Here is a 24,318-nt window from a genome sequence, read left to right on the forward strand (position 1 = left end):
GACATAAATTGTGTCCAGGCTATGCGGGCGAAAACCAAACTATCCCGAACTCATCAGCCTTTTAACACTTCTTCAAAATAGTCGATTGTTTTACGCAACCCAATATCCAGACTTGTTGATGGTCGCCAACCCAGTTCTTTGTTCGCAAGGGTAAGGTCTGGTTGACGCTGCATCGGATCATCTTCCGGCAAAGGCCGAAAGATCAGTTTGGAAGGTGAGCCGACAAAATCGATAACCTTTTCCGCCAACTCCCGCACCGTCATTTCCGAATTGTTGCCGATATTTACTGGTCCCGTGAACTCCGGCCCCCGCCCCATCAAACGTACCAAGCCATCCACTAGGTCATCCACATAACAAAACGAGCGCGTCTGTTGTCCTTCGCCATAGACCGTTATGTCCTTGCCCCTGAGGGCCTGAACAATAAAATTTGAAACAACCCTACCGTCATCAATCGCCATACGCGGGCCATAGGTGTTGAAAATTCTAGCAACTTTGATCTGTAGGTTATGCTGCCGATAATAATCGAAGAAGAGTGTTTCCGCACACCGCTTACCTTCATCATAGCAGGACCGAACACCCACCGGGTTCACACTGCCCCAGTATGTTTCGGGCTGTGGATGCATTTCAGGATCGCCATAAACCTCACTTGTTGAGGCTTGTAAAATCTTGGCCTTAAGGCGTTTTGCGAGACCCAACATATTGATCGCACCATGCACGCTTGTCTTCGTCGTCTGGACCGGGTCGCGCTGATAATGAATTGGCGAAGCAGGGCAAGCCAGATTGTAAATTTCGTCCACTTCGACATGGAGCGGGAAAGTTACATCATGGCGCATTAACTCAAAAAGCGGATGCTCGAACAGGTGCTGCACATTTTGCTTAGAGCCGGTGTAATAGTTATCCACGCAGAGAACATCATGACCGTCGTTTAAAAGCCGCTCGCACAGATGAGAGCCAAGAAACCCCGCACCTCCAGTAACCAACACTCGTTTACACTCTATTCCACTCATTTATTGCCCCGATTGTTTCCCAGTCTTCAACGCATGCCATCTCTGTGCCCTGAAGCTGAGCCAAACATAAATCAATACTTATTCCATAGCTTCCAAGCACCATCGCGAACCAACGTGCTGTTATCGCTCATAGAGTTGCTGTTATATGTCGCGATTGATTGATTTCCTAGTCTCTGCCCTTGCCGCATGCATAAGAACAACATATTAAGTGTTTAAACAACACCCTAATTGAGGTTTATAACAGTGTTCATTGATTTATCTGCGATTATGACCTGCTTTGGCCGACCCCTCTCAACACGCCGTATGATGAGGGATATCCTGAACCAAACCGTAGATGGATGGGAGTTGATCCTGGTTGGAGATTGCTGCCCCGATTTTATCGAACTTTTGGAAGATCCTGAATTCCGGAATGCCCGCAGGGAGGCAGAGGAACGCGGAAATACCATTCGCACGATCAACCTCGATAAAAATTATGGCGGCTATGGCTATGAGGCCCGCAATCGCGGCATCGCGATGGCCACAAAGAGCTATATGATTTTTCTCGACAACGACGACCGTATCAGCCCGATGCACTTTGAGAATTATTACAGGCCCGTAAAAAACGGCGAATTCGACCTGGTTCTTTTTGAGACGGTCATCAAAGGCCAGAAGCTCCGGCATCCACAACTTGCGCTTAGTAAGGTCGGGCACGCAGAGATTATTGCCCGCACCAGTATTGCCCAGAAAGCACCACCTCAGGACGCCGACTACGGTCAGGATTGGCGTTTCATCGACTTCATCAGGAAAAACAGCTCAGGCATTGGCCGAGATACCACGAATCTTCGCACCTATTATATTCAGCGCACGAAAGGCGACCCACCTGCTCCTTGAAATTCTACACGTAATGTCTATTGTTGGCCGTTATCTTAGAAATTCTCAAGCACCCTTAATATAATACCTACCTCGTCGAGATAAGCTCTCCACCTATCCTGAACCACCGGTCATTATAGGAAACGCCCAACCACATCCTTGTAGGACCGGCTGACTTTCAGTTCAGAGCCGTTTTCCAGCGTCAGGAAACATTCGCCGTTTGAGTGCGGTTTGACCTCACGCACCTTGTCGAGGTTCACGATGGTAGACCGGTGTACGCGCTGGAAAATCTTGGGGTCCAACCGCCGCTCCATGGTTTTCATGGTCTCCCGCAGGATATGAGTTTTATCCCCCACATGGATGCACATATAGTCGCCTGCCGCATCAATGAAATCTACGTCCGCCACGTCAACAATGGTGATATGGCCGCGGTCCTTGATGCGCAAATGTGGGTCGAAACGGGTGTCTTTACTGTCGAGCGGTTTTTCGAGCAGCGCCGTCAGCGCCTCAACCGGTGGGTCCTGCATTTTTTCAATCAATGCCACCAGCCGGGCGTTCTGCTCAATGGCAATACGCTGTGTCATATGCTCGCGCACGCGGGCCATGGCCTCTGCCAGCCGCTCTTCCTCAACAGGTTTAAGCAGGTAATCAAGCGCGTGGGCCTCAAACGCCTCAAGTGCATATTGGTCATAGGCTGTAACAAAAACCACCAGCGGAATCTCCGCCTCGCCAACAAGCGAGCGCAGAACAGAAAAACCATCAAAGCCCGGCATCTGGATATCGAGAAACACGAGATCAGGCTTCAATTCCTTGATCGACTTCACTGCTTCACGACCGTTGGAGCAGGAACCGATGATTTCCACATCGCTAAACGGCTGCAGGCGAATGCTCAGCCCCCGCACAGCAAGCGGTTCATCATCAACAAGTAGTGTACGAATTTTGGCCATAAAATTCAGTCCTGTAGTCTTTCTGCCCAGCAAAAGCTTACGGGCGTTTTTCTCGTTCGCAAGGTATTTCAACGCGAATGCCAAGCCCGCTTGGCTCCAGATTGGTCAATACAAACCGGTGATTAGGGCCGTAAATCTGCAGCAAGCGTTCTTTGGTATTTACAATACCAACACCTGAACCGGATTGGCTGACGATGTTTTCAAGATCCTCAAGACCGGGCCCATCATCTTCCAAAATCACAATGAGCTTGCCGTCGCTCACGTCCGCATTTACGCGAATGGTGCCGCCTTCAATGGATGGTGCAATGGCATATTTGATGGCATTCTCGATAAGCGGCTGCAAAAGCAGGCTCGGAATAAGTGCAGCACTTGCGGCTTCCGAGATATTAAAATCGACCTTCAGCCGGTCACCAAAACGCACATTCTCAATATCAAGATAAAGCCCGAGCGCATAAAGCTCCTGATCAAGACTGATGCGCTGTGTAGGTTGGTTGACCAGCGTGAACCTCAAAAAGCTCGAAAGCTTTGTCAGCATCTGGTTGGCATCTGTTTCTGCCTTCTCGAGCACGAGGGTCGAAATCGCATTCAACGTATTGAAAAGAAAATGCGGATTCAGTTGGTAGCGCAGCATCTTGAGCTGCGCCTGGTGCGCCATGGCGGTTGCTTTCAGCACCTGCTCCTGCTGTTCCTGCATGCTCTGGTAATAGTGATACCCAAAATAGAGCGCGGACCACGCAAAAAGCGCCGTCGATTCAAACATCGCATTCCCGAATAGCTCAAGCCCCGTAAACGGTACCCAGCCCGGCATCAGAAACGGCGCGATATAAAGCTCGATGGACGAGAATATCAAGCCACAAGCACCACAGACAAAAATCACACACAAAAGCAACCAGTGCAGCGCCCATTCACGCACCATGCGGTATAGGTTCCGCATAACGCTGGTCATGGCAAAACCCACGAGCGCCGCCGCAATAATCACCCAAGTGTAATGATAAAGATCCTGACCACTGGTGATGGCCTGAAACGTACGGAGCAGACAATACCCTGTCCAACCGCCAATCTGGAATATCCAGAACGTGCGCTCTTTATCGCCAAAAAGACTGTCCATAGGCGACAGATTCCCCCGAGTTACCCCAACACCGACACGGTTTTCTTTAGCACCCGCAAGGTCGCCATCAAGAAAACCGCGCGCGGGAACTTCAAAAGAAGCCTCCTGCGCGCGGGCATTATGGGCCGGGACGCGGCTATCGCCAACAGTGTTTTTGGTCTCTTTCGCCATCAAATACTCGAAACAGCATTACCGCAACCTAACGGCTGCTCGCCGTTTGGGTCTCACCATCACGGAGTTGTACAGCTTGGCCAGGCCTCAAACGCTCGCCACCCCGCACAACAACACGGTCACCACTTTCAATACCGCCCACGATCGCCACACGGCCTCCGGTTGCAGCACCGGTTGTTACCAGCATGCGCTCAGCGGTATTATCTTCCTTCACGCGGAAAACATAGGTGCCGTCATTCCTCAGCACCAGCGCATCACGCGGCACGGAAACCACCTGCTTTGGCGCACTTGCTGGCACACCAATCTGCACGGCACCACCAACAACGTAGTGACCACCAGACGGCACCGTGACCCGAATTTCCATTGTACGGCTCAGGGCATCACCCACCGGCACAATGGCCCGAATATTGGTGTCAATGACCTCGGTGTCCCGTTTCAGAACGACAGACTGACCATCAGCCAGCATGCGTGAAAGTGTAACAGGTGCCTGTGCACTAACTTCAAGATGTTCGGTGTCTACAAGGCGCGCGATCTGGCGACCGGGGGAGGAATATTCACCAGCCTGCGCCAGCCGCTCCACCACCCTTCCGGGGAATGGTGCACGCACTTTCGTTCGGTCTAGGTCAACTTCCGCCTGCTCTGCCGCAACACGGGCCTGCGAAAGCTCTTCTTCGGTCATCAACAGCGTGCTTTCCGCTTCTTCAAGGCGGCTGGGTGGCACATTATTGTTGGCCGCAAGCTCCCGCACCCGTTGGAGATCAGACCTCAGGTAGCTGATACGGGCTTCAAGTCGTTTGATCTGGCTTTTGCTGCGCGCCAGAGCAAGTCTGGGGTTGCGGTCGTCAATCTCGGCAACCACCTCGCCTTCCTTGAGGAAAGTACCTTCCGGTGCCACCCAAACCACACGGCCCGCGATCTCGGCGGAAATGCGGCTATCGTTACGGCTGATGACAGTGCCCGGCATATAAGCTTGGGGCGCCATCATCTCCGCGTTTGCCTCAGCTATTTCAACAAGCGCTGGTGGCTGTTCCTGCTGCTGGGCCTGGGCAGGCATTACACCCACCCCAAGCGCCAGGCCAACCAGTGCCGATTTTACCAATCCTCGTGGGCGCAAGCCCTTATCAGACATTTTTGAAAACATGATACTTCCTCGCTTTTTATATATTATTCAGCTGGGTGCAGGCGGCGGCGACGCAACCGGGCAAAGGCGGCGGCTATCAGGCCAGCCTCCTTGAACCGCAGAAGCGACGGCAGCAACACCAAGGTAAAGATTGTGGAAACCGACATGCCGCCAACGATACACGCCGCCATGCCGCGGTAGATTTCGCTCCCTGCACCGGGGAACAGAACAAGCGGCAACATACCCATTATGGACGTGAGCGTGCTCATGAAGATGGGCCGCATACGAAGCGCAAGTGCCCGCTCCACAGCTTCATCCCGCGTCAGCCCCTCGGCCTCCCCTGCACGGGTTTGCGCAACAAGCAAGATGGCGTTGTTTACCACCAAACCAAGCAGGATGATGAAACCAATCATGGTAAGCAGGTCAAGCGGTGCAAAGGAAACCAGATTGAGAATCTGGAGTGCAAGCACGCCGCCAACTGTCGCAAGCGGAATGGTAATGACCACAAACATTGCATCCCGTGGGGAGCGGAAGAGCGCCGCAAGGATCATGAACAACAGCCCAAGTGCCAGAATGAAGTTCACGGAAAGTGAGCCCACGGCGCGGTCAAGCGCATCAGCGCTGCCGCCATATGAGATCAGACCATCCGCTGGCATCATCGGCTTGAGTTGTGGTTCCACCTTCTCTTTCAAAATGGCGACCATGTCTTCAAGCGCCATGTCGTCCGGCTGGTTGATGTTAAGCGTTACCGTACGTTTGCGGTCAACCCGCTGTACAAAGGTTGGGCCAACACCGCGCTCAATCTGAACAAGGTCACCCAGAACGACGGTACCGCCACGCGGAGTCGCAACCGGCACGCTTTCCAGCATCTCAGGTTCGGCCCAATCTTGCGACTTCAGGATCATGTCCACCCGGCGTTCACCATCAAAGTGTTCCCCAAGCCACAAGCCGTCACCCAGCGCGCGCACGATGTTAGCCACTTCGTTGCGGGTAAAACCAACCTCTGCCAGGCGGCGATCGTTGGGGCGAATTTTCAGCTCAGGCGAGATAACATTGGGATCAGGGTTAGGCTGTGCACGTGCACCCGGCAGGTGTTCCTGCACCAGCTGCATAGCGGTTGAGATCACATCACGCAAACCGTCCAGATCACGTGACTGAATGTGCATCTGCACCGAGCCATTGCCGCCAAAACCACCAAACAGGTTACCCTGCTGGCCAAAGGCAAACACATCCGGGAAGCCAACCAATATCTCTTCATTCACAAGGCGCTGCAACTCCTGCACCTGCGATTGGTCTTTCGCGCGAATACCCAGCGTACCCGCCGCCCCGTTCGGGAAGGTGATGATGTAATAGTTCCGAAGCGCCGGTTCCTTTTCGCCTTTCATGTAGGGCTCAAGGCGTTCAACGATCGGCTTAACAATCTCATTTTCAATCGTCTCAACATTGGCGCCGGACGGGAACATCATAAAGGCGTCCACCGCATCCCGTTTCACAGGTGGCAGGTAGTTGAGGTTTGGTAGCATGGTGTAACTGAGGAGCACGGCACCGGACATCAGGCCACCAATGAGTGCGACCCGGCGCAGGGGTGAGCCGGTCAACCACATTAGCTTAGCTGCGAATGCGCGGCCACGCTTGCCTGCATCTTCATTAGACGGAAGCTTCTTTAGCCAATGCTCGGCTGCAACAGGCAGGATGGTTACGGCAACGACCAGCGACACACCAACCCCGATTGCAATGGTGAGGGCAAGATCTGCAAACAGCTGGCCTTCAACATCCTTCAGGAAAAGTATGGGCACAAAGATCGCAACCGTGGTCGCGGTTGATGCCAGCAGCGCGCCCCAGACCTGTGAGGCCCCAATGAGCGACGCCATCGTGGCCTTTTCACCGCGCTCTCGCAGTCGTACGATATTCTCCAGCACCACAATGGCGGCATCAAGTACCATGCCGGTGGCAAACGCGAGACCTGCAAGCGAAATAACATTCACCGTTCGACCAAAGAGCGCGAGCACAATGATCGTCGTCAACAGGCAGACGGGAATGGTGAGCGCTATCAGAAGTGTCGCTCTGATCTGGCGCAGGAACCACCAAAGCACACCGACAGCCAGCAGCACACCCACAAGAAGGTTGGTGCTGAGAAGGTTGATGGCGCGTTTGATAAAGACTGATGGGTCAAAAGACTTTTGGATCGAAATGCCACGTTCCGCCAGCATACCAGCGTTCAACTCGTCCAGCTTTTCCGTCAGACGGTCGATGGTTGCGAGCACATTGGCGCCACTATTGCGCACAATACGCATACCTACCGCAGGGTTACCGTTTTGGTACACAACCTGGGTGGCGTCTGGCGGCGCGACACGCACAGTAGCGATATCGCCAAGCGTTACCGGCTTGCCGTTACGCCAATCGAGGATTTGCTCGCTTAGCTCGGAGGGATCATAACGACCCTGGAAGTTCAGCAGGTAGCGGCGGCGACCAACTTCAAGATAGCCACCTGAGCTATCAACCGTACGGCCGATAACCCGTGCGATGGAGTTGATGCTGATACCAAGTTCAGCGGCGCGCACTGCATCAAACTCGATCTGCAACTGTTCACCAAAGCCACTACCGGCCTCAACAGACACCCGCGACACGCCTTGAACGGATTCGATTTGGGGTACGACCTCGTCTTCAATGAAGGTTACATACTCATCCTGCGCAAGGCTGCTGCCCTCCTGAAACTGGGTGAACAGATAGATGAGTGTTTCGCCTGACGGATCACCCCCATTCATCAAAACCTGCGGGCGGTCGGCATCGGCGGGAAGCGGCGGCAGGCGGTTCAGCCGGCTGATCACCTCAATGAGCGCATGGTCCATATCGGTCTCAAGCGCAAACTCCATCGAGACAAAACCGAAGCTTGGGTTAGAGAATGTCCGCATCTCTTCCATGCCGGGGATGCCCTGCATCACTTCCTCGATTGGTTCAACGATTTCTGATTCAATTTCGGAAGGGCTGGCGGAACGCCAGAAGGTTTGCACGGCCAGTTGGGGCCGCTCAATAGCTGGGAAAAGTTGCACTGGCAGCTTGGTCAACATGACCACGCCCAGCACAATTGCCATGGCTGCTAATACCATGACAGCGGCCGGATTCTTCAGGCTCTGCTCTGTGAGTTTCATGGGTTGGGTTTCCTCGCGTCGCTTTGTAATATAGTTACAAAACGCGGTATGAACCCATTCCAGCTTTAGCGGAACATGAATGCGACAAAACGCAGGACGGCTGCGATAAAATGCCACTCTTGAAGGGAAGAGCCGCCTCTAACCGAATGGCTGTAGGCGGAATTTTCTCCTAATTTGACTCGGCGCCCGGCTGTTTTTCTTCAGCTTTTTGAGCGGCTATTTCAGCCTTCTCAGCCTTGGAAAGCTTTTCCATTTCCTCAAATTCGCCGAGACCACAGCTGCCCCACTGGCGCCCGAAACTATCCAGCACCGTGATAATCTCCATCTTGCATAGTGAGGAGATGGAGGTGGAGTACATGAAGCGTTCTTCAGCAAACAGGCGTGAGCATTTATGCGGCAGGCGGTTCATATAGGCACGCTTGCCTACGCTCTTGAAGAAAATCGTCTGGTCATCAACAATGGTAGAATCGCGCAGGAAACGAAGCGGAACACAGTGTTTCACCTTACCTGTCGGCTTATAATCTTCCATGATCCTGGCCATCCGCTTCTCGGACCGGGTCATCTTTTCGTCGTCGGCACTCGTCGTACCGCCAAAGGCGATCATCGCTACAAGTAGAGTTGGCCACAAAGCTGTTTGTTTCATTCTTGTTCTCACGGCTTGCTCAATTACCCCCTAAACCTACTGCGACGAGACTGAACGATTGCTGAACGACTTTTCAACTTTCGTTCAGCGTTCCAGCTTGTCTAGCTCCCGCTGCATCAACATGCGCAGGTCGGCTCCCAAGTGTGCGAGTACGATCTGTTCGTTCTTGCCAACACGCTCAAGGCTGTCATCAAAAGCAAGCCCATGAACCTGCGCAACCTGCAGCAAATAGGCCACAAAAGCATCCGAGCGCGCTCTGATGATCCAGCCAAAGGGCCGAACCGGTGCGCCCTTCTTGTGGCAAAGAATCCGAAATTCTTCAACCAAATGCGGAATTAGAGTGTCTCCAATCTTTTTCAAGCCAACGCAAAATGCTTCAAAAGGTGGCAGTTCTTCCTCCGGTGTGTCGTCTTCCTCTTGCTGGCATGACGCCACGGCCTCCAGTTCCGACACCATGGTTTCAAGCGCATGATCGAGCGAACTGGCGATTTCGTCCGCCACATCCTGTTCTCTCGGGGTCAGGAGCGGACGCCCGGATGCCTCAAGCCCACGCAGGCTCGCGCCAAGGAAATCAATAATTGTCGCCTGTTCAGCCATGGTGATCCTTTCCTGCCCCATATAGCCCGGCAAACGGCTTTCCGCCAAATTTTCTCGAAAATATTTGAGTGACACAATCCAGTTTTCCCCTAGTTCGTACAAGGAGGGAAGTGGAGAACATCAAATGCAGGCATTATATATGGACGGCGCGCTCGCGCTTGGGATTTCAATATTAACCCTTTGGATTATCAGTATTTTTCGGGGTCACGTGAGTTTTATTGACGCTTTTTGGGGCACCGGGTTCATTATCACGAGCCTTGCCGCCGCCCACGGTTTGCCGCATATCGGTTCCGCGCAGGCAGTGGTACTGGCACTTCTAAGCCTTTGGGGTGTAAGGCTTTCTTACCATCTTCTTAAACGGTATCTGGCGCACGGTGAAGATTATCGCTACGTCAAAATTATCGGCAAGCGCGAGGGCTTGAGCAGGCACCTCTATTCGCTTGGTATCGTGTTTTTCCTGCAGGGTACGCTGATTCTCATCATCATCGCACCGGTGATCGGCCTGCTGGCGCAAGCACCGCAAGCCCTTGATTTATGGTCTCTTTCAGGAATTCTAGTATGGGCGATCGGCCTGTTTTTTGAAGCTGTTGGCGACCATCAGCTGGTGCGTTTCAAGGCCGACCCCGCAAATGAAGGAAAGGTGCTGACAACCGGCCTCTGGGCCTGGACCCGGCACCCGAATTATTTTGGTGACGCCTGCGTCTGGTGGGGATTATGGCTTATAGGTCATGACCTTACGCTGATTTTCGCACCGATTCTCATGAGCTTTATATTGATGAAATGGTCCGGCGTACCCATGCTGGAACGCAGTTTGAAAAAGCGCCGCCCGGGCTATGAAGCCTATATGGAAAGCACGCCCGCCTTCTTCCCCAAACCACCCAAAAAGAGCTGAAAAGGTATCTGAATACCGCGAAAGTGTGGCATGTGTGGCGGAATCTGTGGCGGAATCCGGGGCGAAAACCGGAAATGTGTGGCGCATGTGTGGCGTAAAGTGTGGCGTAACCCGCCACACTAGCTCGCTCCCCTCACCCAGCTCTTGCCCACCGTCTTACTCAGCCGCTGAAGGCACCAATTTTCGCACCCGCCCCTTCGGCCACCCCTGCCAGATGAAAATCGCCGCCGTCATCAGAAACGCCACATTCACCCACACCGCCGCCGGTGATGTCACCTCGCCCCAATAGGCACCCCACTTGAGGGCAACGCCAAGCACAATCAACCCGCCCGCGCCCATGCGCAGGCCCCGCGAGAAGGCAGCCCGGTCAGTGGCGAGCAGGGAAAGGCTGATAAGCCCCAAAAGCACCAGCCAAAAAATGGCCGTGATCAAAGCGTCATCCACCATGCCCGAGACCGCCGCGATGAAGGAACAGCCAAGCGCAAGCGGCGTGCCCCAAATGGTGGCCGCCCACGCCAGCTCAAGCTTCGGCGCCGGGCGCCCCTTCTCCCGCCGTTTGATCAACCAGATATTCACCCCGGTCGCGGAAACGATGGAGATCGCAAGCCCGAGCACACCATAGATAAGCTTCACCGGCAGCCCGCCAAAGGAGCCAAAGTGCACGGTGTAAGCGCTGGCGATAATCTGCTGGCCCACAGGGCCGTCTGAATGGCCAAGCTTGCCGGTGATAGTGCCAGCCTCATCAAAATAATAATTCTCACCATAAATCAGGCGGCCGGGGTGTTCGGCCAGGATGATAGCGCCCTGCCCTTTGGTGCCCGGGTCGTGCATCATCACATACCACGGCACCACGCCTTCCGCCTCGGCCTTCAGGTTGGTGAGCGCCGCCGCGATATTGGCCACCGGCGCGGGTGTCTCATCTTCCGCGGGGTCAGAGCCAAAAACAGGCTCATAAAAAGCTTCAAAGTCACCTTCCAGATAGGTATCTGCCGCGATGTATGAGAGCACAGAGGCCAAGCCAATGGCCGCGCCGGTTACGGCCACCACAAAGTGAAACGGCGCACCCCACACGCTCAGCCGGTTATGAAGGTCCGCTTCCGCCAGCTGTTTGTTGCCCCTCAGTCGCATGGCAAAGGCATCACGGAAGATTTTCGGGTGCGCCAGCACGCCGGAGATCACGAGCCCCACCAGCATCGCGCCCAATATGCCCACCACCGTCAGGCCCAGCGTGTTCGGCAGGTGCAGGTAATAGTGCAAACCTTCAAGGAATTCTGACCACGGGTGATGCACTTCTTCGCCCAGGTTACCGTCCGCGTCCGCGAACCAGCCGTGGTTGTCGTCATAGGCCACGCTCAGGCGCGGCAAGCCCTCGGTTGGCAAACCCACATAAAAATGGTGCGGGGTTTCCCCAACCCGCGCAAGCGCAGCATCTGCCGCGCGTGCCACTGCCGCAGGCTCAGCCCCGCCCACGGCAAACTCGGTGGCGTTCGGCTGTTCCCAGCGCTGGAACTCTTCATGAAACACCATCAGCGTGCCGGAGATACAGATGATATACATCAAGGCCCCAACGGCGAGGCCAACGGCCGAATGGCCTGAAAGCATTTGCGCTACAAAGCCCTTCTGGCCGTTTGCTTTTACGCCTGCTGATGCCGGTGATTGTGTTTGACTATCGGATGCCATGGCCATCTTCTCCTCAGGATACCAGATAGGTGCCAACAACACCCAAAACGCCGCTCAGGCACACAATACCGCCCCGGCGCAGGGCTGGCATGTCATAGGTTGCAAACACAGACAGCACCGCCCAGAACAGCGGAAAAGCAAACAGCGCCGCAAACACCTGCCCCTGTGGGTTGCTTTGCTGCAGCACACCATAAAGAAACAGCGTGAGGTAAAGCGACGCCACCCCCGCAATTGGCCCCGCCAGCAGAAACGTGAGCGTGCGCCGCATGCCTGCCTTCAGGTCCAGCGGGCGTTTAACGCCGTCTGACTGGCCCCGCACCGCGCGCTCTTTAGTGCGCGCTTTTTGGGCCTTGCGGCTTTCAGGCTGCTTCCATGCCGCATAGGCAATAGCACCCAGCCCAACCGTCATCAGCGCACAAAGCGCCACCGCGCTGCCCCAATCTGGCGTGCTGGTGCTAACCCACGGCACGAAGGAAAAGGCAATCAACGCCCAGCCGGTGGCCACAAGGCGCATGTCGCGCGCGCCTTTTTTCTTCCAGGCCTGCCGCAACACAAGAGTGCCAGCCAATGTCAGCACCACGGCAGCAAGCACCATCAAATAGGATAATTCTGGCATCGCGACCCCTCTGTTTGTGCGCGCACGCCGGGCCACGGGGCGCATACGCCCATAACCCGCCTGAGTATCAAGTTGCGGGCAAGCTATTAAGAATGATTTGCAATGTCAATATCACAAAGAGGGGAGAGGTAGATTCTGTGCGGCAGGTAGAGATGAACGTCAAAGGTCTGTTCCCGCCCAAAGCGGATATTCCCAAGGCAGGAATCCATAATTTACGGACGCTGGCAGTGGTGCCCACTGCCACGCTTACCGCTGTGGATTTATGACTGTTGTAATTTTACAATTATGAATAGACAACTTCCCTTTGCGAGAGAGTAAGCAAATGTCAGGGCTTGTGTTCTGAAAATCACAAGCTTATACACCCGGCATCGATTTTGCCCATCAACTGATCAGAATAAGGAGGGTCACAATGCAAAAGATGAATTCAGCTGACATTTCGACACTACCTATTAACTTTCTGAATCAGGAAGAAAAATCATGGGCAATTCCTATGAAGCTGAGAGTTCTCAGCTAACAACTGACTGTGCATGTTGCACAGGTCAAAACTCAATAAACATTATTGCATCAGATCAAAGCTGGATTGAAGGCGAAGCTATTCGCCAGCTTCAAGAGACTGCACGACTACCGGGCATCACTCGGGCAGTGGGTCACCCTGACCTGCATCCAGGTATAGGTATCCCGGTGGGAGCCTCGTTTCTGGCTGAAGGCGTCCTCTATCCTCACTTGGTGGGGAATGACATTGGCTGCGGAATGGGACTGTGGCGAACCGATATTGCTGTTCACAAGTTCAAACTTGATAAGACGGTAAAGAAACTGACAGGTTTTGAAGAGGTTTATGACGGCGACGTAAGTGATTTGCTGGATGCGGCAGGCCTATCATCTGAGGATGCAGGGCATTCGTTAGGCACTATTGGTGGTGGTAATCACTTCGCGGAGTTCCAAGCGGTCGAGACAATCTTCAATGCTGAAGTTGCCGAGCAGATCGGCGTTGATGCCAAGTCTGTGCATCTTTTGGTGCATAGTGGTTCTCGCGGTCTGGGTGAAGCCATCCTGCGTAGGCATGTGGATAGATATAAGGCTCAGGGCCTCAGGGCGAAAACTGATGCTTTTGATTCCTACATTGAATGCCATGACAAAGCTGTTTCGTGGGCTGAGGTAAACCGGAAGGTTATCGCACGACGTTTTATGGAGCAGCTGAACGCCGACGGTAAATGCCTGCTGGACATCTGCCACAACAGCGTGACACCAAAGAATGGTTTATGGCTTCACCGCAAGGGTGCTGCGCCAAGCGACAATGGGGCAGTGGTTATCCCCGGCTCTCGTGGGGCAATCACCTATGTGGTTATGCCAAAGGCCGAGAAAACAGAAGCTGCGCTCTGGTCACTGGCACATGGTGCAGGACGTAAATGGAAACGTACCGACGTAAAGGCAAAACTTTCAAAGCGTTACAGCATTTCTGAGCTGGCCAAGACCAAGCTTGGAGGTCGTGTGATCTGTGAAGACAATGCACTGATCTTCGAAGAAGCACCAGAGGCCTATAAAGACATCGAAGAGGTGATTAGTGATCTCTCCAATGCCGGATTGATTGAGCCTGTGGCTGCCATGCGTCCACTTATTACATACAAGACCAGGAGGCGGTAATGGAAGTTTACTTACATGTTTCCGCCGGATCTGGTCCGCGTGAATGTGAATGGGTGGTCGTGAACCTCGCAAAGCAATTTGTTAAGGAGGCCAAGGCGGAAGGTCTAGCCGCCGATTTGATGTGGGAAGGGGAGCCATCTCCTCACTCCCCGTCACTTCTACTCAAAGTACAAGGCAAGGGGGTCGATACGTTTGCGCAGAGTCGTATAGGCTCTATCAAATGGATTGGCGAAAGCCCTTACCGGGCGAACCACAAGCGGAAGAACTGGTTTGTATCGGTAAAGAAAGCACCTTCAATTGCTGATGTGCCGACTCTCAATCCTCAAGACGTGGATTATCAGACCATGAAAGCCTCAGGACCCGGTGGTCAACATGTCAACACAACAGATAGTGCCGTCAGGGCCACTCACAGGCCTTCTGGTGTGTCTGTCGTGGCGAAAGAGGAACGGTCACAACATGCCAACAAGAGACTAGCTCTGTTGAAACTTGCAATGATCTTTGCAGAAAGACAGGCTAGTCAGGCTGCGGATGCCAAAGAAGCTATGTGGCTGCAGAACCATGAACTGGAACGTGGCAACGAAGTCCGTACGTATGTCGGACCGAAGTTCAAGCGGAGGTGACTTATGCGTTGGTCAAAACTAAAAAAGCTCATTGAAGCGCGTTTTGCGGACGCATTCAAAGGTCGTGTCGCACTTCATAGCACGGCCTACGGCAACTGTTCTTGTGGCCATGCTTGGTTCACTCTGGATGGTGAGGTGGTAGCCAACTTCTGTACTCGTGCCTCGGGTAATCGAATGTCATGGAGGGCGGAAGGCCCATTACCACTGACAGATGAGCAGATAAAAAGGTACCAAGGCCAGCCAGTAGAATACGGTGAAATCTCTCGTCAACGTGTCTACCAGTCATGCTGGGAATTCATCCATGACCTGAGCATAGATGAAGCACTAGACGATGAGGACCCACTGATCCAGAGCTTGGCAGTAATGGATAAACGACTGGGGAAGCGACGCCTCAAGCAAGCCTGTGACATCGATCTCCATCCACTTGCGAGAAAATTATTGGAAGTCCGCATGAACTAAGTGAAAAGGCGGAGTGTATGATTTGTAATGGGTCCTGCTTTGATGAGTAAGTGCTCAGTGATCCTCATGCAAACATGCATCCGCCTATATCCAAACTAGGCCGCTTCTAGCCGGAAGCGGGCTTAGAGATATGCTGTCTCCTTGGTTCAGGGCAATTTAGGTAGGTCATCACCAATCTGCCCACCACCACCTTGCCTTTGGCGCAACCGCGCTACATGACCTAATAACAAACATATGTGGCGGCCCCGGCTGGCGGGCAGCGCATAAACCGCATTCGTGAGAAGGAGACAAGGGTATGAGCACAACGGGCAAACAACTTTTCACCACGCTTGAAAGTGACGGCACGCTCACCGTCGCGATTGAAGACGTGACCTTCCCGGACCCCAGCGGCAATCAGGTGCTGGTGAAGATGGAAGCGGCGCCGATTAACCCTTCCGACCTTGCGATCCTCACGAGCGCTGCGGACCTTGAGAATGCCGACTATTCCACCGGCAAGTTTGTGGCCACCATGCCTGAGCCCTTTAACACCGGCTCAAAAGCGCGGCATGGCCTCAAGCTCCCGGCGGGGAATGAAGGGGCTGGCACTGTGGTTGCCACCGGCGACGGGGACATGGCCAAGGCGCTGATGGGCCAGCGGGTGGCGTGCGTGCCCGGCAATGCCTACAGCCAATACTGCATTGTGGATGCCAAAATGTGCCTGCCGCTGGGTGACCACACGGCGGAGGACGGCGCGAGCGCGTTCGTGAACCCGATGACCGCGCTTGGTTTTGCCGAGAACGCCAAGATGGACAAACAAGGTGCCATTTTGCACACGGTGGGGGCCTCCAACCTCGGGCAGATGCTGACGCGGATTTGCAAGGAAGACGGCCTCGCGCTCGTGAACATTGTGCGCAAGGATGCGCAGGTCGGCTTGCTTCAAAAGCTTGGCTCTACCCATGTGGTGAACTCATCGGATGATGACTTCATGAAACAGCTCCGCACCGCGATTGACGACACCGATGCGTTTTATGGTTTTGACCCCATTGGCGGCGGCAAGGCGGTTGATACCGCCTTCAAGGCGATGGAGCAGGTTGCGGTTACAAAAATGACTGAATATTCACGCTATGGCTCCAACCAACAGAAGCGCATGTTCATCTATGGCCGGCTGGATGTGAGCCCGACGATGCTGACGCCGAGTTACGGTTTCGGCTGGACACTCTCTGGCTGGCTGTTGTTCCCGTTCCTGCAGTCGGTGGGTATGGAAGTGGCGGCACGCATGCGCCAGCGGGTGCTTGAAAACCTCACCACCACGTTTGCGAGCAGCTACAAAAAACGCGTGAACCTTGAAGAAATGCTCACAAAAGAAGCGGTGACGGACTACCGCGCGATGCGGACGGGTGAGAAATATCTGGTGACGCCCTGGTCATAACCGGGGCGTTTGCGCGCCCAAGATAGGATCATGAGGCAGGGCCATAAAGCAGGACCATGAGGCAGGGTGATGGCCCTGCCCCCAACGCTCTATACCCTAGAATTTCACCGCGAGGCGCGCCACAACGGTGCGGTCCTTACCGATGAAACAGTCACCGCGCGCAATACAGGTGGCGATATATTGTTTGTCGGTCAGGTTATGCACGTTGAGCGACAGGTCAAACCGGTCTGTCTCATAGCCGACCATGGCATCCGCCAGCGTGTAAGACGGTGTTTTGATGTTGTCTGCGCCGTCCCAGCTTGCGCCTACGTAGCGCACACCAAAACCCGCTTTAAAGCCCAGCATCACATCGCTTGGGCGCCATGTCACCCAGCTTGAGGCCTGATGCGCCGGGATGCTGTCAAGCCGGAAGCCGTCAGACGTTTCCGTATCCAGGTGGCTATAGTTGCCCTCAAGCGTGAAATCACCCACGCTACCGAGGGCTTCAAACTCGAACCCCTTGATGGTCACGTTGCCTTCCTGCACGGAAAAACCCGGATGGTCAGGGTCAGCGGTTACGAGGTTGCTTTGGTCGATATCAAAATAGCTGACGGTGATCAGCGCATTGGTGCCTTCGGGCTGGTATTTGATCCCCACCTCAACCTGTTTGCCTTTTTGCGGGTCATAGGCGCTGCCATCAAACTTCGTGCCCACAACAGGCTCGAACGATTCGGAGAAACTGGCATAAGGCGAAAAACCGCCCGGCAACTGATACATGAAGCCAACCGATGTGCTCAGTTCCTCATCATCCTGCGTGGCGGTGCCGGTATCGCTTTTCACCTTGTCGCCCCGAAGGCCCAGAGTCACAAGCAGGCGCCCCACACGAACCTGATCCTGAATCGAGAAACCAACCTGCTCGTTCCTGGTTTCGGGGTTATCATAGTATGGCCCCAGCTCAGCCACGGTTGGCACATTGCCGTATACGGGGTTGAACACATTGATGCCAAAACCCGGCAGCGCGAACGGGTAATAATAGTCGTTATCTGTCGTTACGTCCTGATAGTCGACCCCCACCAGCAGGTTATGCTCAAGCCCGCCTGTGGTGAACTCACCGCGCACGCGCACATCTGCCGCATATTGGTCACTTGCCGCGTCTGACTGATAGAAGGTGCGCAGCACATTGCCTTCATCGTCGATATAGCGGTTGCCGCCAATGAACGACGGCCATGACTGGCGGTAGTCAGCCTCCCCCTTGGTGTAACGCGCCGTGGCTTCCATGCCCCAGCTTGCGCTGAAATTATGGTCAGCCAACAGCGTGATGGACTTGGTTTTGGTGTCGTAGCGGTCAAACTCAGGCTCGCCGAGGAAAACATTCGGGTCCATATATTGCCCGTTGGGGGCTGGGAAGATGGTGCCTTCATGCGGCAGGAACTGCGCCGCCGCCTGACCGTTATAATCCTGATAGTTACCAAGGATGGTGATGTTGGTGCTCATGCTTGGCCGCCATGTGATGGACGGCGCAAACACCAGCGCGTCGTCCTCAACATGGTCGATCTGCGTATCAGCGTCCCGGTAAACCGCAATCATGCGGTAGAGAAATTTACCTGCGTCATCCAGCGGGCCGGTGAGGTCAGCGGCGATCTGCTTGCGGTTAAAGTTGCCATACTCGGCCACCACTTCGCGGTAAGCTTCATCCCGCGGGCGTTTGGAAACCACGTTCACAAGCCCACCGGGCGAGCCTTGGCCATAAAGCACAGACGACGGCCCTTTGAGAATTTCCACCTGCTCGAGCGTGTAAACATGGCTGCGGGTGTTGTTATAATTGCCGAAAAGCGCCTGCAGGCTGTCGCGGTATTCCGCCACATTCAGGCCGCGCACCTTCACCCAGTCACCGCGGGTGGCAAAGCCGTAGCTCTGGCCATAGACGCCGGGCGCGTAGACGTAAGCGTCTGCAAGCTCAAGCACGCCTTTATCAAGCAGTTGCTGCTGGTCCTCGATCGAGATCGAACGAGCGGTCTCAAAGATCGGGGTCGCCATTTTGGTGGCGGAGTAGCGGCTCAACTCACCTTCAACGATAATCTCTTCAATGTTTTCTTTTTCCTCGTCGCTCAGCTCAAGCGCTGAAACATTCATGGCAAGCGCAGACACCGCCAAACCGGACAAAAGGAAGTTGCGAACCTGTGGGCGCGAGGAATATACGCGAGAAAATACGGACATTGGGGAACCCCTGAAATCTGAGCCAAACTTGAATGGCGCGGACGTTATTAATAATGCTTCGCAATGTCAATATCAATAAACCGAAATATCACACCCGCAAACGCAGGTGCAGCCGGGGTCAGCTTGTTTCAGTGGTTTTCCTGGTGGAGTTTGGTTCCGACCCCTCCGGGCGCTGCTCGGCCCATGTCAAAATAGCATCCAGCGCAGGACAGAGTTGTTGGCCCCAGTCCGTCAACTCATACTCCACCTTGGGCGGCACCTCGGGATAAACGGTGCGGTGCACGATGCCGTCCTGCTCAAGCTGGCGAAGTTGCTGGATCAACATCTTCTGGGAGATGCCGTCGATCGCTCTTTCCAGCTCAGAGAATCGCAGCGTTTTGCCACCGAAAAGTTGAAACAGGATAGAGAGTTTCCACCGCCCATCTATAAGCTTGAGCGCGGCCTCTACTCCGTCGGCTGCTGTTTTCGGCGTATAAGTCCTATTCTTACCCATAGGTAAGTATCCCACTTTTTTGTCGGTTCTTGTCGCTTCTGACGGTTTATCCCATATTGGTGGTGCGCACAATTATAGTCCCGGCCGGGCTCAACCTTTGGAGATAAGGAGCCCCATGATGAAAGACGTTCCTGCTATTCTGGGCCGCTATGTTGCGGCAACCAACGCCCATGACCCTCAGACCCTGTCAGCCTGCTTCAGTGCAGATGCTATAGTGCTGGATGAAGGCAAAACATTCAGAGGACGACCGGAGATACTTGCCTGGAAAGAGGATGTGACGGCGCGGTATAAAACCACCAACACCCCGCTTGATTATCAGTGGCAAGGGGAAACGCTTATGGCCCGCATGCGCGTGGAAGGCACCTTCCCCGGCAGCCCCGCAGTGCTGACGTATCAACTTGAATTCAAGGATGGGCTGATTTCCCGCTTTCAGGTTGCATAAGCGGCCACCGGCACACTTTTTGGGAGGGGGAATGCGATAGAACGAGGGGCTTCACGGCCTCTCGCGCAGAAGCCCCCAAGCAAGCCGACCGCAGCCCACCACGAGGCCGCTGTGAGCCCTGAACGTGTGCCACTAGCTCTCAGGCAACCGCCCAGCTATTCCCGCCCATGTTCGACCCGGACATAAAAATCTCACCTTTGCTTATTTTGCGATTGATTATTAATTGCAATCATGTCATACCATGAGCACACCGCGCTTGTGTTGGATGCCTCGGCGCGGTGAGGTGCCGGTCCTGACAGCGGCGCCATTCTGGCGGGTGGTTTCATCATTGGCCCTACCGAGAAGAAACTACCCGCCCCTACTTTTCAATTCTTACCCTTCCCAAAAGGCCCTTCCCAAAGAAAAGGCCGCCGCTCATCTGAGCAGCGGCCTTTTTGCCATAGTGTAGAAAGATTGCTGCGCAGGTCAGCGGCTGGACACAATAACGAGGCCCGGTGCGTCATATTCTGGATACAGGGTCTCCAGCGCTTTTTCCGTAAATTCAGCGGCGATTGGCCCCACCCGGGTTGCCACGGCACTACCAACATAAGCGTAGTTTCGGCCCTTGTATCTGTTGGACGCGCTATACTCCGGCACAATACCGGACCAGATATCATGTTCTGACGTGACGTTACCGGCAACATCCAACACTTTCACGGTGCCTGACATCTGTGTTGTGGATGAAGAAATCACCGCAAGCGAGAAGTCCTTGATCCGCAATTTGTCAATCGTCACCTGAACAGTGCCATTGAAGTCCGGATCCGCTTCCTTGATGCCGCGCACCATCATTTCCTTGATAAGGTCTGGCACATTATAATCATCATAGCTGGGGAAAACGCGCTCATTGCCCCATTCAGTACCGGCGAAATAACTGACATTGAGCTTGTCGCGTGGGTCGACCTGGCCCCGGCTGCCTTCGGTGCGATAGTTACGGAAAACATCTTCGCGATTACGGTCAATGGCCGTGATGCGGTTCATCTTATCCGCGACATAACCTTCAAACTGCACATCAACATCTGCGTGGGCAGGCAGTGCGAAACCGAGCGTTAGAAAACACCCAGCAACAGCAAGCGTGCGCGAAGTGATTTGGCTCAAGGTGTTTTTTGTCATGGTCTAGCCCTCCATATGAGACAACCGTTCAAAGGCTAGCATACTACAGTGTGTATGATGAACGCAATCTGAACGCGCAAAAAGGGCACCCGGTGGTTTAACCGAATGCCCCTTAAATACTCTCAGCTCTAGTGGAAGCTTTTGACGATCTCTTCCACCATTTTCTTCGCATCCGAGAACAGCATCATGGTGTTGTCGCGAAAGAAGAGCTCATTCTCCACCCCTGCGTACCCACTGCCCATGGAGCGCTTGATAAAGAGCACGGTTTTAGCCTTCTCAACATCAAGAACCGGCATGCCGAAGATCGGGCTTTGCGGGTCTGTCTTCGCCGACGGGTTGGTGACATCATTCGCGCCAATCACGAAGGCCACGTCGGCCTGTGAGAACTCGCTGTTGATATCCTCAAGCTCGAACACCTCGTCATAAGGCACATTGGCTTCCGCCAGCAGCACGTTCATGTGCCCCGGCATACGGCCCGCCACCGGGTGGATGGCATATTTGACCTCAACGCCCTCTTTCTTCAGCACATCACACATTTCCTTGAGCGCGTGCTGCGCCTGCGCCACCGCCATGCCGTACCCCGGCACGATGATAACCTTGGAAGCGTTTTTCATGATGAAAGCCGCGTCTTCGGCTGAGCCCTGTTTCACCGGGCGGGTCTCTGTCGTGCCGCCTGCGGCCACGCCGCCGTCACCACCAAACCCGCCAAGGATCACAGAGATGAAGCTGCGGTTCATGCCTTTACACATGATGTAGCTGAGGATGGCACCAGAGGAGCCCACCAGCGCACCGGTGACGATAAGCGCGGTGTTCGCAAGCGTGAAACCAATGCCCGCCGCTGCCCAGCCTGAATAGCTGTTCAGCATGGAAACCACCACCGGCATGTCAGCACCCCCAATAGGGATAATGAGCAGGAAGCCGATGATAAAGCTGAGCGCCGTGACGATCCAGAAAACATGGATGCCCGCAATCGCTGCGTCATTATCAACTACAAACCAGCCAATACCGCCAACAATACCTAAAGCCAGCAGGCTGTTGATAACGTGCCGCGCGGGCAGCATGATCGGCGCGCCGGACATGTTGCCGTTCAGCTTCGCAAACGCGATGACCGAGCCCGAGAAGGTGATGGCACCAATGGCGATGCCGATAGCCATCTCGATCTTGGAGGCTGTGTAGATATGGCCCATGGCGTCCGCAATGCCGAAGGATACCGGGTTGAGGAAGGCACTTGCCGCTACAAGCACGGCGGCGAGCCCCACAAGGCTGTGGAAAGCCGCCACAAGCTGCGGCATGGCTGTCATCGCGATCTTGCGGGCGATGATGAAGCCGATACCACCACCGATCACGATGGCACCGATGATCCAGTCATAGGACACGATCTCGGGGTTGAGGATGGTTGTCACCACTGCGATGGCCATACCTACCATGCCGAAGATATTACCCTTGCGGCTGGTGACAGGTGACGACAGGCCGCGAAGCGACAGGATGAAAAGAACAGCAGCCACCAGGTAGGCAACAGCTGTGAGGTCAGCGTGCATTTGTGTCATGTGCGCGGGCCCCTATTTCTTTTTCTTATACATGGCGAGCATGCGGGCAGTGACCGCAAAACCACCAAAGATGTTCACGGCCGCGAGGCCGATGGCGATGGCGCCCAGCACTTTGGAGAGCGTTGCTCCCTCAGGCCCGGCGGCAATGAGCGCACCCACGATGATCACGCTTGAGATGGCGTTGGTGACGCTCATCAGCGGCGTGTGCAGCGCAGGCGTGACCGACCACACCACATAATAGCCAATGAAAATCGCCAGAATGAAAACGGAGAACTGCTGAACGAATGGGTTTACGATAATGTCATGCATCTTATTTCTCCCCTTTCAGGCGTTCGTTAACGACCGCGCCGTCTTTGGTGATGAGCGATTCCCTGATGATTTCATCGTCAAAATCGAACGCAAGCGCGCCGTCTTTCACCATTGGTGTGATGAAGTGCACCAGATTGCGGGCGTAAAGTGCGGATGCATCCGCCGCCAGGCGTGATGGCACGTTTTTGTGCCCAACGATTTTAACACCATGTGCCTCGACCACCTTGCCAGGTTCCGAAAGCGCGCAGTTGCCGCCCATCTCAACCGCAAGGTCAACGATCACGCTGCCCGGTTTCATGGATTTGATCATGTCTTCCGTGATCAGCTTTGGTGCCGGCCTGCCGGGGATAAGCGCCGTGGTGATGGCGATATCCTGCTTGGCCAGCGTTTCCGCAATCAAGGCCGCTTGCTTGGCTTTATACTCGTCAGACATTTCTTTCGCGTAACCGCCAGAGGTTTCTGCGGCTGCGGTTTCCTCGTCCTCGACCATCACAAACTTGCCGCCCAAACTTTCAACCTGTTCCTTGGCTGCAGGACGGACGTCTGTTGCACTTACGATAGCACCGAGGCGCTTCGCGGTTGCGATAGCCTGAAGCCCGGCAACACCTGCACCCATCACCATCACCTTGGCAGGCGCGATTGTGCCCGCAGCGGTCATCATCATCGGCAGCGCCCGGCCAAACTCGGCCGTGGCGTCCAGCACCGCTTTATAGCCCGCGAGGTTGGACTGGCTTGAGAGCACATCCATCGACTGCGCGCGGGTGATGCGCGGCACAAATTCCATGGCAAAGGACATCAGGCCCGCGCTCGCATAGTCACCGAGGCGCTCCCCTTCCTGAAACGGGTTGAGGACCGCAAGAAGCGCTGCGCCAGACTTGGCGGCTTTGGCGTCCTTGCCCTCCAACCCCTGCACGGAAAATATGACGTCCGCGTCCTTGAGGGTGGATTTGAGGTCCTTGGCGACAGTGGCACCGGCGGCTTCAAAGGCGCCATCCGGGATAGATGCACCATCCCCGGCCCCTTTTTCCACGCTGACGGTAAAACCAAGCGCAATGAGTTTTTTAATACTGTCCGGGGTGGCTGCGACACGCTTCTCTGCGTCTCGCCTTTCCCGAATAACGGCTAGTTTCATGAGTTTATCTCCCTGAAACAGATTAAAGGCAAATCTACAAAGGCAGGCAGGCACCAAATGTTTGGTTGTTTTTTGTATTTGCCCCCGTGCGCCGCACGCCCGAGCCAGAAAGGTAGCGCAAATGCACATTCAAGCAACATTCT

Annotated in this window: 22 protein-coding genes; 7 read left to right on the forward strand and 15 right to left on the reverse strand. The window is 54.6% G+C overall.

Annotation, left to right across the window (positions count from 1 at the left end; all coding sequences use genetic code 11):
* Positions 1-53: 53 nt before the first annotated feature.
* Entirely contained in the window at positions 54-1,007 is a 954-nt protein-coding gene (locus ACOOGA_RS05435) for a UDP-glucuronic acid decarboxylase family protein (RefSeq protein WP_420429865.1), read from the reverse strand.
* A 303-nt stretch (positions 1,008-1,310) separates the two neighbouring features.
* On the opposite strand from ACOOGA_RS05435, the gene ACOOGA_RS05440 reads away from it, so the two are divergent.
* Positions 1,311-1,877: a glycosyltransferase family 2 protein gene (locus ACOOGA_RS05440; protein ID WP_420429866.1), complete on the forward strand. Its 567-nt coding sequence runs from the start codon at positions 1,311-1,313 to the stop codon at positions 1,875-1,877.
* Between the two features lie 113 nt (positions 1,878-1,990).
* On the opposite strand, the gene ACOOGA_RS05445 is transcribed toward ACOOGA_RS05440, so the two are convergent.
* The 6 genes from ACOOGA_RS05445 to ACOOGA_RS05470 form a co-directional block, all read right to left on the reverse strand.
* A complete protein-coding gene (locus ACOOGA_RS05445; RefSeq protein ID WP_420429867.1) occupies positions 1,991-2,803 on the reverse strand; it encodes a LytR/AlgR family response regulator transcription factor in 813 nt (270 codons plus the stop codon).
* A 37-nt stretch (positions 2,804-2,840) separates the two neighbouring features.
* Positions 2,841-4,082, reverse strand: coding sequence for a sensor histidine kinase (locus tag ACOOGA_RS05450; protein ID WP_420429868.1), 1,242 nt, complete (start codon positions 4,080-4,082; stop codon positions 2,841-2,843).
* Positions 4,083-4,110: 28 nt separating this feature from the next.
* Complete coding sequence (locus ACOOGA_RS05455) at positions 4,111-5,211, reverse strand: efflux RND transporter periplasmic adaptor subunit (RefSeq protein WP_420429869.1); 1,101 nt, start codon at positions 5,209-5,211, stop codon at positions 4,111-4,113.
* A 35-nt stretch (positions 5,212-5,246) separates the two neighbouring features.
* The gene (locus tag ACOOGA_RS05460; protein WP_417460652.1) at positions 5,247-8,351 is read right to left on the reverse strand and encodes an efflux RND transporter permease subunit; all 3,105 of its coding nucleotides are present in this window, start codon (positions 8,349-8,351) and stop codon (positions 5,247-5,249) included.
* A gap of 169 nt (positions 8,352-8,520) precedes the next feature.
* Positions 8,521-8,994 carry a hypothetical protein gene (locus tag ACOOGA_RS05465; RefSeq protein WP_420429870.1) on the reverse strand — a complete coding sequence of 158 codons (474 nt, stop codon included), beginning with the start codon at positions 8,992-8,994 and terminating at the stop codon, positions 8,521-8,523.
* A gap of 84 nt (positions 8,995-9,078) precedes the next feature.
* Entirely contained in the window at positions 9,079-9,639 is a 561-nt protein-coding gene (locus ACOOGA_RS05470; RefSeq protein WP_420429871.1) for a hypothetical protein, read from the reverse strand.
* A gap of 76 nt (positions 9,640-9,715) precedes the next feature.
* Between ACOOGA_RS05470 and ACOOGA_RS05475 the strand changes: the two genes are divergently transcribed.
* Positions 9,716-10,483: a DUF1295 domain-containing protein gene (locus ACOOGA_RS05475; RefSeq protein WP_420429872.1), complete on the forward strand. Its 768-nt coding sequence runs from the start codon at positions 9,716-9,718 to the stop codon at positions 10,481-10,483.
* A 156-nt stretch (positions 10,484-10,639) separates the two neighbouring features.
* Here the strand turns inward: ACOOGA_RS05475 and ACOOGA_RS05480 are convergent, their stop codons facing one another.
* Together ACOOGA_RS05480 and ACOOGA_RS05485 are read right to left on the reverse strand one after the other, a co-directional pair.
* Positions 10,640-12,163: a PepSY-associated TM helix domain-containing protein gene (locus ACOOGA_RS05480; protein ID WP_420429873.1), complete on the reverse strand. Its 1,524-nt coding sequence runs from the start codon at positions 12,161-12,163 to the stop codon at positions 10,640-10,642.
* 13 nt (positions 12,164-12,176) lie between these two features.
* Entirely contained in the window at positions 12,177-12,779 is a 603-nt protein-coding gene (locus tag ACOOGA_RS05485) for a hypothetical protein (protein WP_420429874.1), read from the reverse strand.
* 477 nt (positions 12,780-13,256) lie between these two features.
* Here ACOOGA_RS05485 and ACOOGA_RS05490 point away from each other — a divergent pair, with 477 nt between their 5' ends.
* The 4 genes from ACOOGA_RS05490 (at position 13,257) to ACOOGA_RS05505 (ending at position 16,907) form a co-directional block, all read left to right on the forward strand.
* A complete protein-coding gene (locus ACOOGA_RS05490) occupies positions 13,257-14,420 on the forward strand; it encodes an RNA ligase RtcB family protein (RefSeq protein WP_420429875.1) in 1,164 nt (387 codons plus the stop codon).
* A complete protein-coding gene (gene prfH, locus ACOOGA_RS05495; protein WP_420429876.1) occupies positions 14,420-15,040 on the forward strand; it encodes a peptide chain release factor H in 621 nt (206 codons plus the stop codon). Before ACOOGA_RS05490 ends, prfH begins: the two co-directional genes overlap by 1 nt.
* A 3-nt stretch (positions 15,041-15,043) precedes the next feature.
* The gene (locus ACOOGA_RS05500; RefSeq protein WP_420429877.1) at positions 15,044-15,499 is read left to right on the forward strand and encodes an SF0329 family protein; all 456 of its coding nucleotides are present in this window, start codon (positions 15,044-15,046) and stop codon (positions 15,497-15,499) included.
* Between the two features lie 295 nt (positions 15,500-15,794).
* Positions 15,795-16,907: a zinc-binding dehydrogenase gene (locus ACOOGA_RS05505; protein WP_420429878.1), complete on the forward strand. Its 1,113-nt coding sequence runs from the start codon at positions 15,795-15,797 to the stop codon at positions 16,905-16,907.
* Between the two features lie 96 nt (positions 16,908-17,003).
* Here the strand turns inward: ACOOGA_RS05505 and ACOOGA_RS05510 are convergent, their stop codons facing one another.
* Both ACOOGA_RS05510 and ACOOGA_RS05515 read right to left on the reverse strand, forming a co-directional pair.
* A complete protein-coding gene (locus ACOOGA_RS05510) occupies positions 17,004-19,103 on the reverse strand; it encodes a TonB-dependent siderophore receptor (RefSeq protein WP_420429879.1) in 2,100 nt (699 codons plus the stop codon).
* Between the two features lie 118 nt (positions 19,104-19,221).
* Positions 19,222-19,596, reverse strand: a complete 375-nt coding sequence (locus ACOOGA_RS05515) for a winged helix-turn-helix transcriptional regulator (protein WP_420429880.1) — start codon at positions 19,594-19,596, stop codon at positions 19,222-19,224.
* Between the two features lie 115 nt (positions 19,597-19,711).
* Between ACOOGA_RS05515 and ACOOGA_RS05520 the strand changes: the two genes are divergently transcribed.
* Positions 19,712-20,038 (forward strand): nuclear transport factor 2 family protein, encoded by a 327-nt coding sequence (locus ACOOGA_RS05520; RefSeq protein ID WP_420429881.1) that lies wholly within the window; start codon positions 19,712-19,714, stop codon positions 20,036-20,038.
* 465 nt (positions 20,039-20,503) lie between these two features.
* Here the strand turns inward: ACOOGA_RS05520 and ACOOGA_RS05525 are convergent, their stop codons facing one another.
* The 4 genes from ACOOGA_RS05525 to ACOOGA_RS05540 all read right to left on the reverse strand — a co-directional run bounded on the left by ACOOGA_RS05525 (position 20,504) and on the right by ACOOGA_RS05540 (position 24,175).
* Positions 20,504-21,187 (reverse strand): hypothetical protein, encoded by a 684-nt coding sequence (locus ACOOGA_RS05525; protein WP_420429882.1) that lies wholly within the window; start codon positions 21,185-21,187, stop codon positions 20,504-20,506.
* Positions 21,188-21,315: 128 nt separating this feature from the next.
* Positions 21,316-22,725 carry an NAD(P)(+) transhydrogenase (Re/Si-specific) subunit beta gene (locus tag ACOOGA_RS05530; RefSeq protein WP_420430617.1) on the reverse strand — a complete coding sequence of 470 codons (1,410 nt, stop codon included), beginning with the start codon at positions 22,723-22,725 and terminating at the stop codon, positions 21,316-21,318.
* Between the two features lie 21 nt (positions 22,726-22,746).
* Complete coding sequence (locus ACOOGA_RS05535; protein ID WP_417458010.1) at positions 22,747-23,043, reverse strand: NAD(P) transhydrogenase subunit alpha; 297 nt, start codon at positions 23,041-23,043, stop codon at positions 22,747-22,749.
* Between the two features lies 1 nt (position 23,044).
* Positions 23,045-24,175: a Re/Si-specific NAD(P)(+) transhydrogenase subunit alpha gene (locus ACOOGA_RS05540; protein ID WP_417460662.1), complete on the reverse strand. Its 1,131-nt coding sequence runs from the start codon at positions 24,173-24,175 to the stop codon at positions 23,045-23,047.
* Between the last annotated feature and the right edge of the window lie 143 nt (positions 24,176-24,318).

Origin of the sequence: Kordiimonas sp., from assembly GCF_965216265.1 — a bacterium.
Lineage (GTDB): Bacteria > Pseudomonadota > Alphaproteobacteria > Sphingomonadales > Kordiimonadaceae > Kordiimonas.

What these genes read in the sequence shown, in the direction of transcription:
- ACOOGA_RS05435 (WP_420429865.1), bottom strand. Translation starts at nt 1,007, where the DNA reads ATGAGTGGAATAGAGTGTAAACGAGTGTTGGTTACTGGAGGTGCGGGG.
- ACOOGA_RS05440 (WP_420429866.1), top strand. Translation starts at nt 1,311, where the DNA reads ATGATGAGGGATATCCTGAACCAAACCGTAGATGGATGGGAGTTGATC.
- ACOOGA_RS05445 (WP_420429867.1), bottom strand. Translation starts at nt 2,803, where the DNA reads ATGGCCAAAATTCGTACACTACTTGTTGATGATGAACCGCTTGCTGTG.
- ACOOGA_RS05450 (WP_420429868.1), bottom strand. Translation starts at nt 4,082, where the DNA reads ATGGCGAAAGAGACCAAAAACACTGTTGGCGATAGCCGCGTCCCGGCC.
- ACOOGA_RS05455 (WP_420429869.1), bottom strand. Translation starts at nt 5,211, where the DNA reads ATGTCTGATAAGGGCTTGCGCCCACGAGGATTGGTAAAATCGGCACTG.
- ACOOGA_RS05460 (WP_417460652.1), bottom strand. Translation starts at nt 8,351, where the DNA reads ATGAAACTCACAGAGCAGAGCCTGAAGAATCCGGCCGCTGTCATGGTA.
- ACOOGA_RS05465 (WP_420429870.1), bottom strand. Translation starts at nt 8,994, where the DNA reads ATGAAACAAACAGCTTTGTGGCCAACTCTACTTGTAGCGATGATCGCC.
- ACOOGA_RS05475 (WP_420429872.1), top strand. Translation starts at nt 9,716, where the DNA reads ATGCAGGCATTATATATGGACGGCGCGCTCGCGCTTGGGATTTCAATA.
- ACOOGA_RS05480 (WP_420429873.1), bottom strand. Translation starts at nt 12,163, where the DNA reads ATGGCATCCGATAGTCAAACACAATCACCGGCATCAGCAGGCGTAAAA.
- ACOOGA_RS05485 (WP_420429874.1), bottom strand. Translation starts at nt 12,779, where the DNA reads ATGCCAGAATTATCCTATTTGATGGTGCTTGCTGCCGTGGTGCTGACA.
- ACOOGA_RS05490 (WP_420429875.1), top strand. Translation starts at nt 13,257, where the DNA reads ATGGGCAATTCCTATGAAGCTGAGAGTTCTCAGCTAACAACTGACTGT.
- prfH (WP_420429876.1), top strand. Translation starts at nt 14,420, where the DNA reads ATGGAAGTTTACTTACATGTTTCCGCCGGATCTGGTCCGCGTGAATGT.
- ACOOGA_RS05500 (WP_420429877.1), top strand. Translation starts at nt 15,044, where the DNA reads ATGCGTTGGTCAAAACTAAAAAAGCTCATTGAAGCGCGTTTTGCGGAC.
- ACOOGA_RS05505 (WP_420429878.1), top strand. Translation starts at nt 15,795, where the DNA reads ATGAGCACAACGGGCAAACAACTTTTCACCACGCTTGAAAGTGACGGC.
- ACOOGA_RS05510 (WP_420429879.1), bottom strand. Translation starts at nt 19,103, where the DNA reads ATGTCCGTATTTTCTCGCGTATATTCCTCGCGCCCACAGGTTCGCAAC.
- ACOOGA_RS05515 (WP_420429880.1), bottom strand. Translation starts at nt 19,596, where the DNA reads ATGGGTAAGAATAGGACTTATACGCCGAAAACAGCAGCCGACGGAGTA.
- ACOOGA_RS05520 (WP_420429881.1), top strand. Translation starts at nt 19,712, where the DNA reads ATGATGAAAGACGTTCCTGCTATTCTGGGCCGCTATGTTGCGGCAACC.
- ACOOGA_RS05525 (WP_420429882.1), bottom strand. Translation starts at nt 21,187, where the DNA reads ATGACAAAAAACACCTTGAGCCAAATCACTTCGCGCACGCTTGCTGTT.
- ACOOGA_RS05530 (WP_420430617.1), bottom strand. Translation starts at nt 22,725, where the DNA reads ATGCACGCTGACCTCACAGCTGTTGCCTACCTGGTGGCTGCTGTTCTT.
- ACOOGA_RS05535 (WP_417458010.1), bottom strand. Translation starts at nt 23,043, where the DNA reads ATGCATGACATTATCGTAAACCCATTCGTTCAGCAGTTCTCCGTTTTC.
- ACOOGA_RS05540 (WP_417460662.1), bottom strand. Translation starts at nt 24,175, where the DNA reads ATGAAACTAGCCGTTATTCGGGAAAGGCGAGACGCAGAGAAGCGTGTC.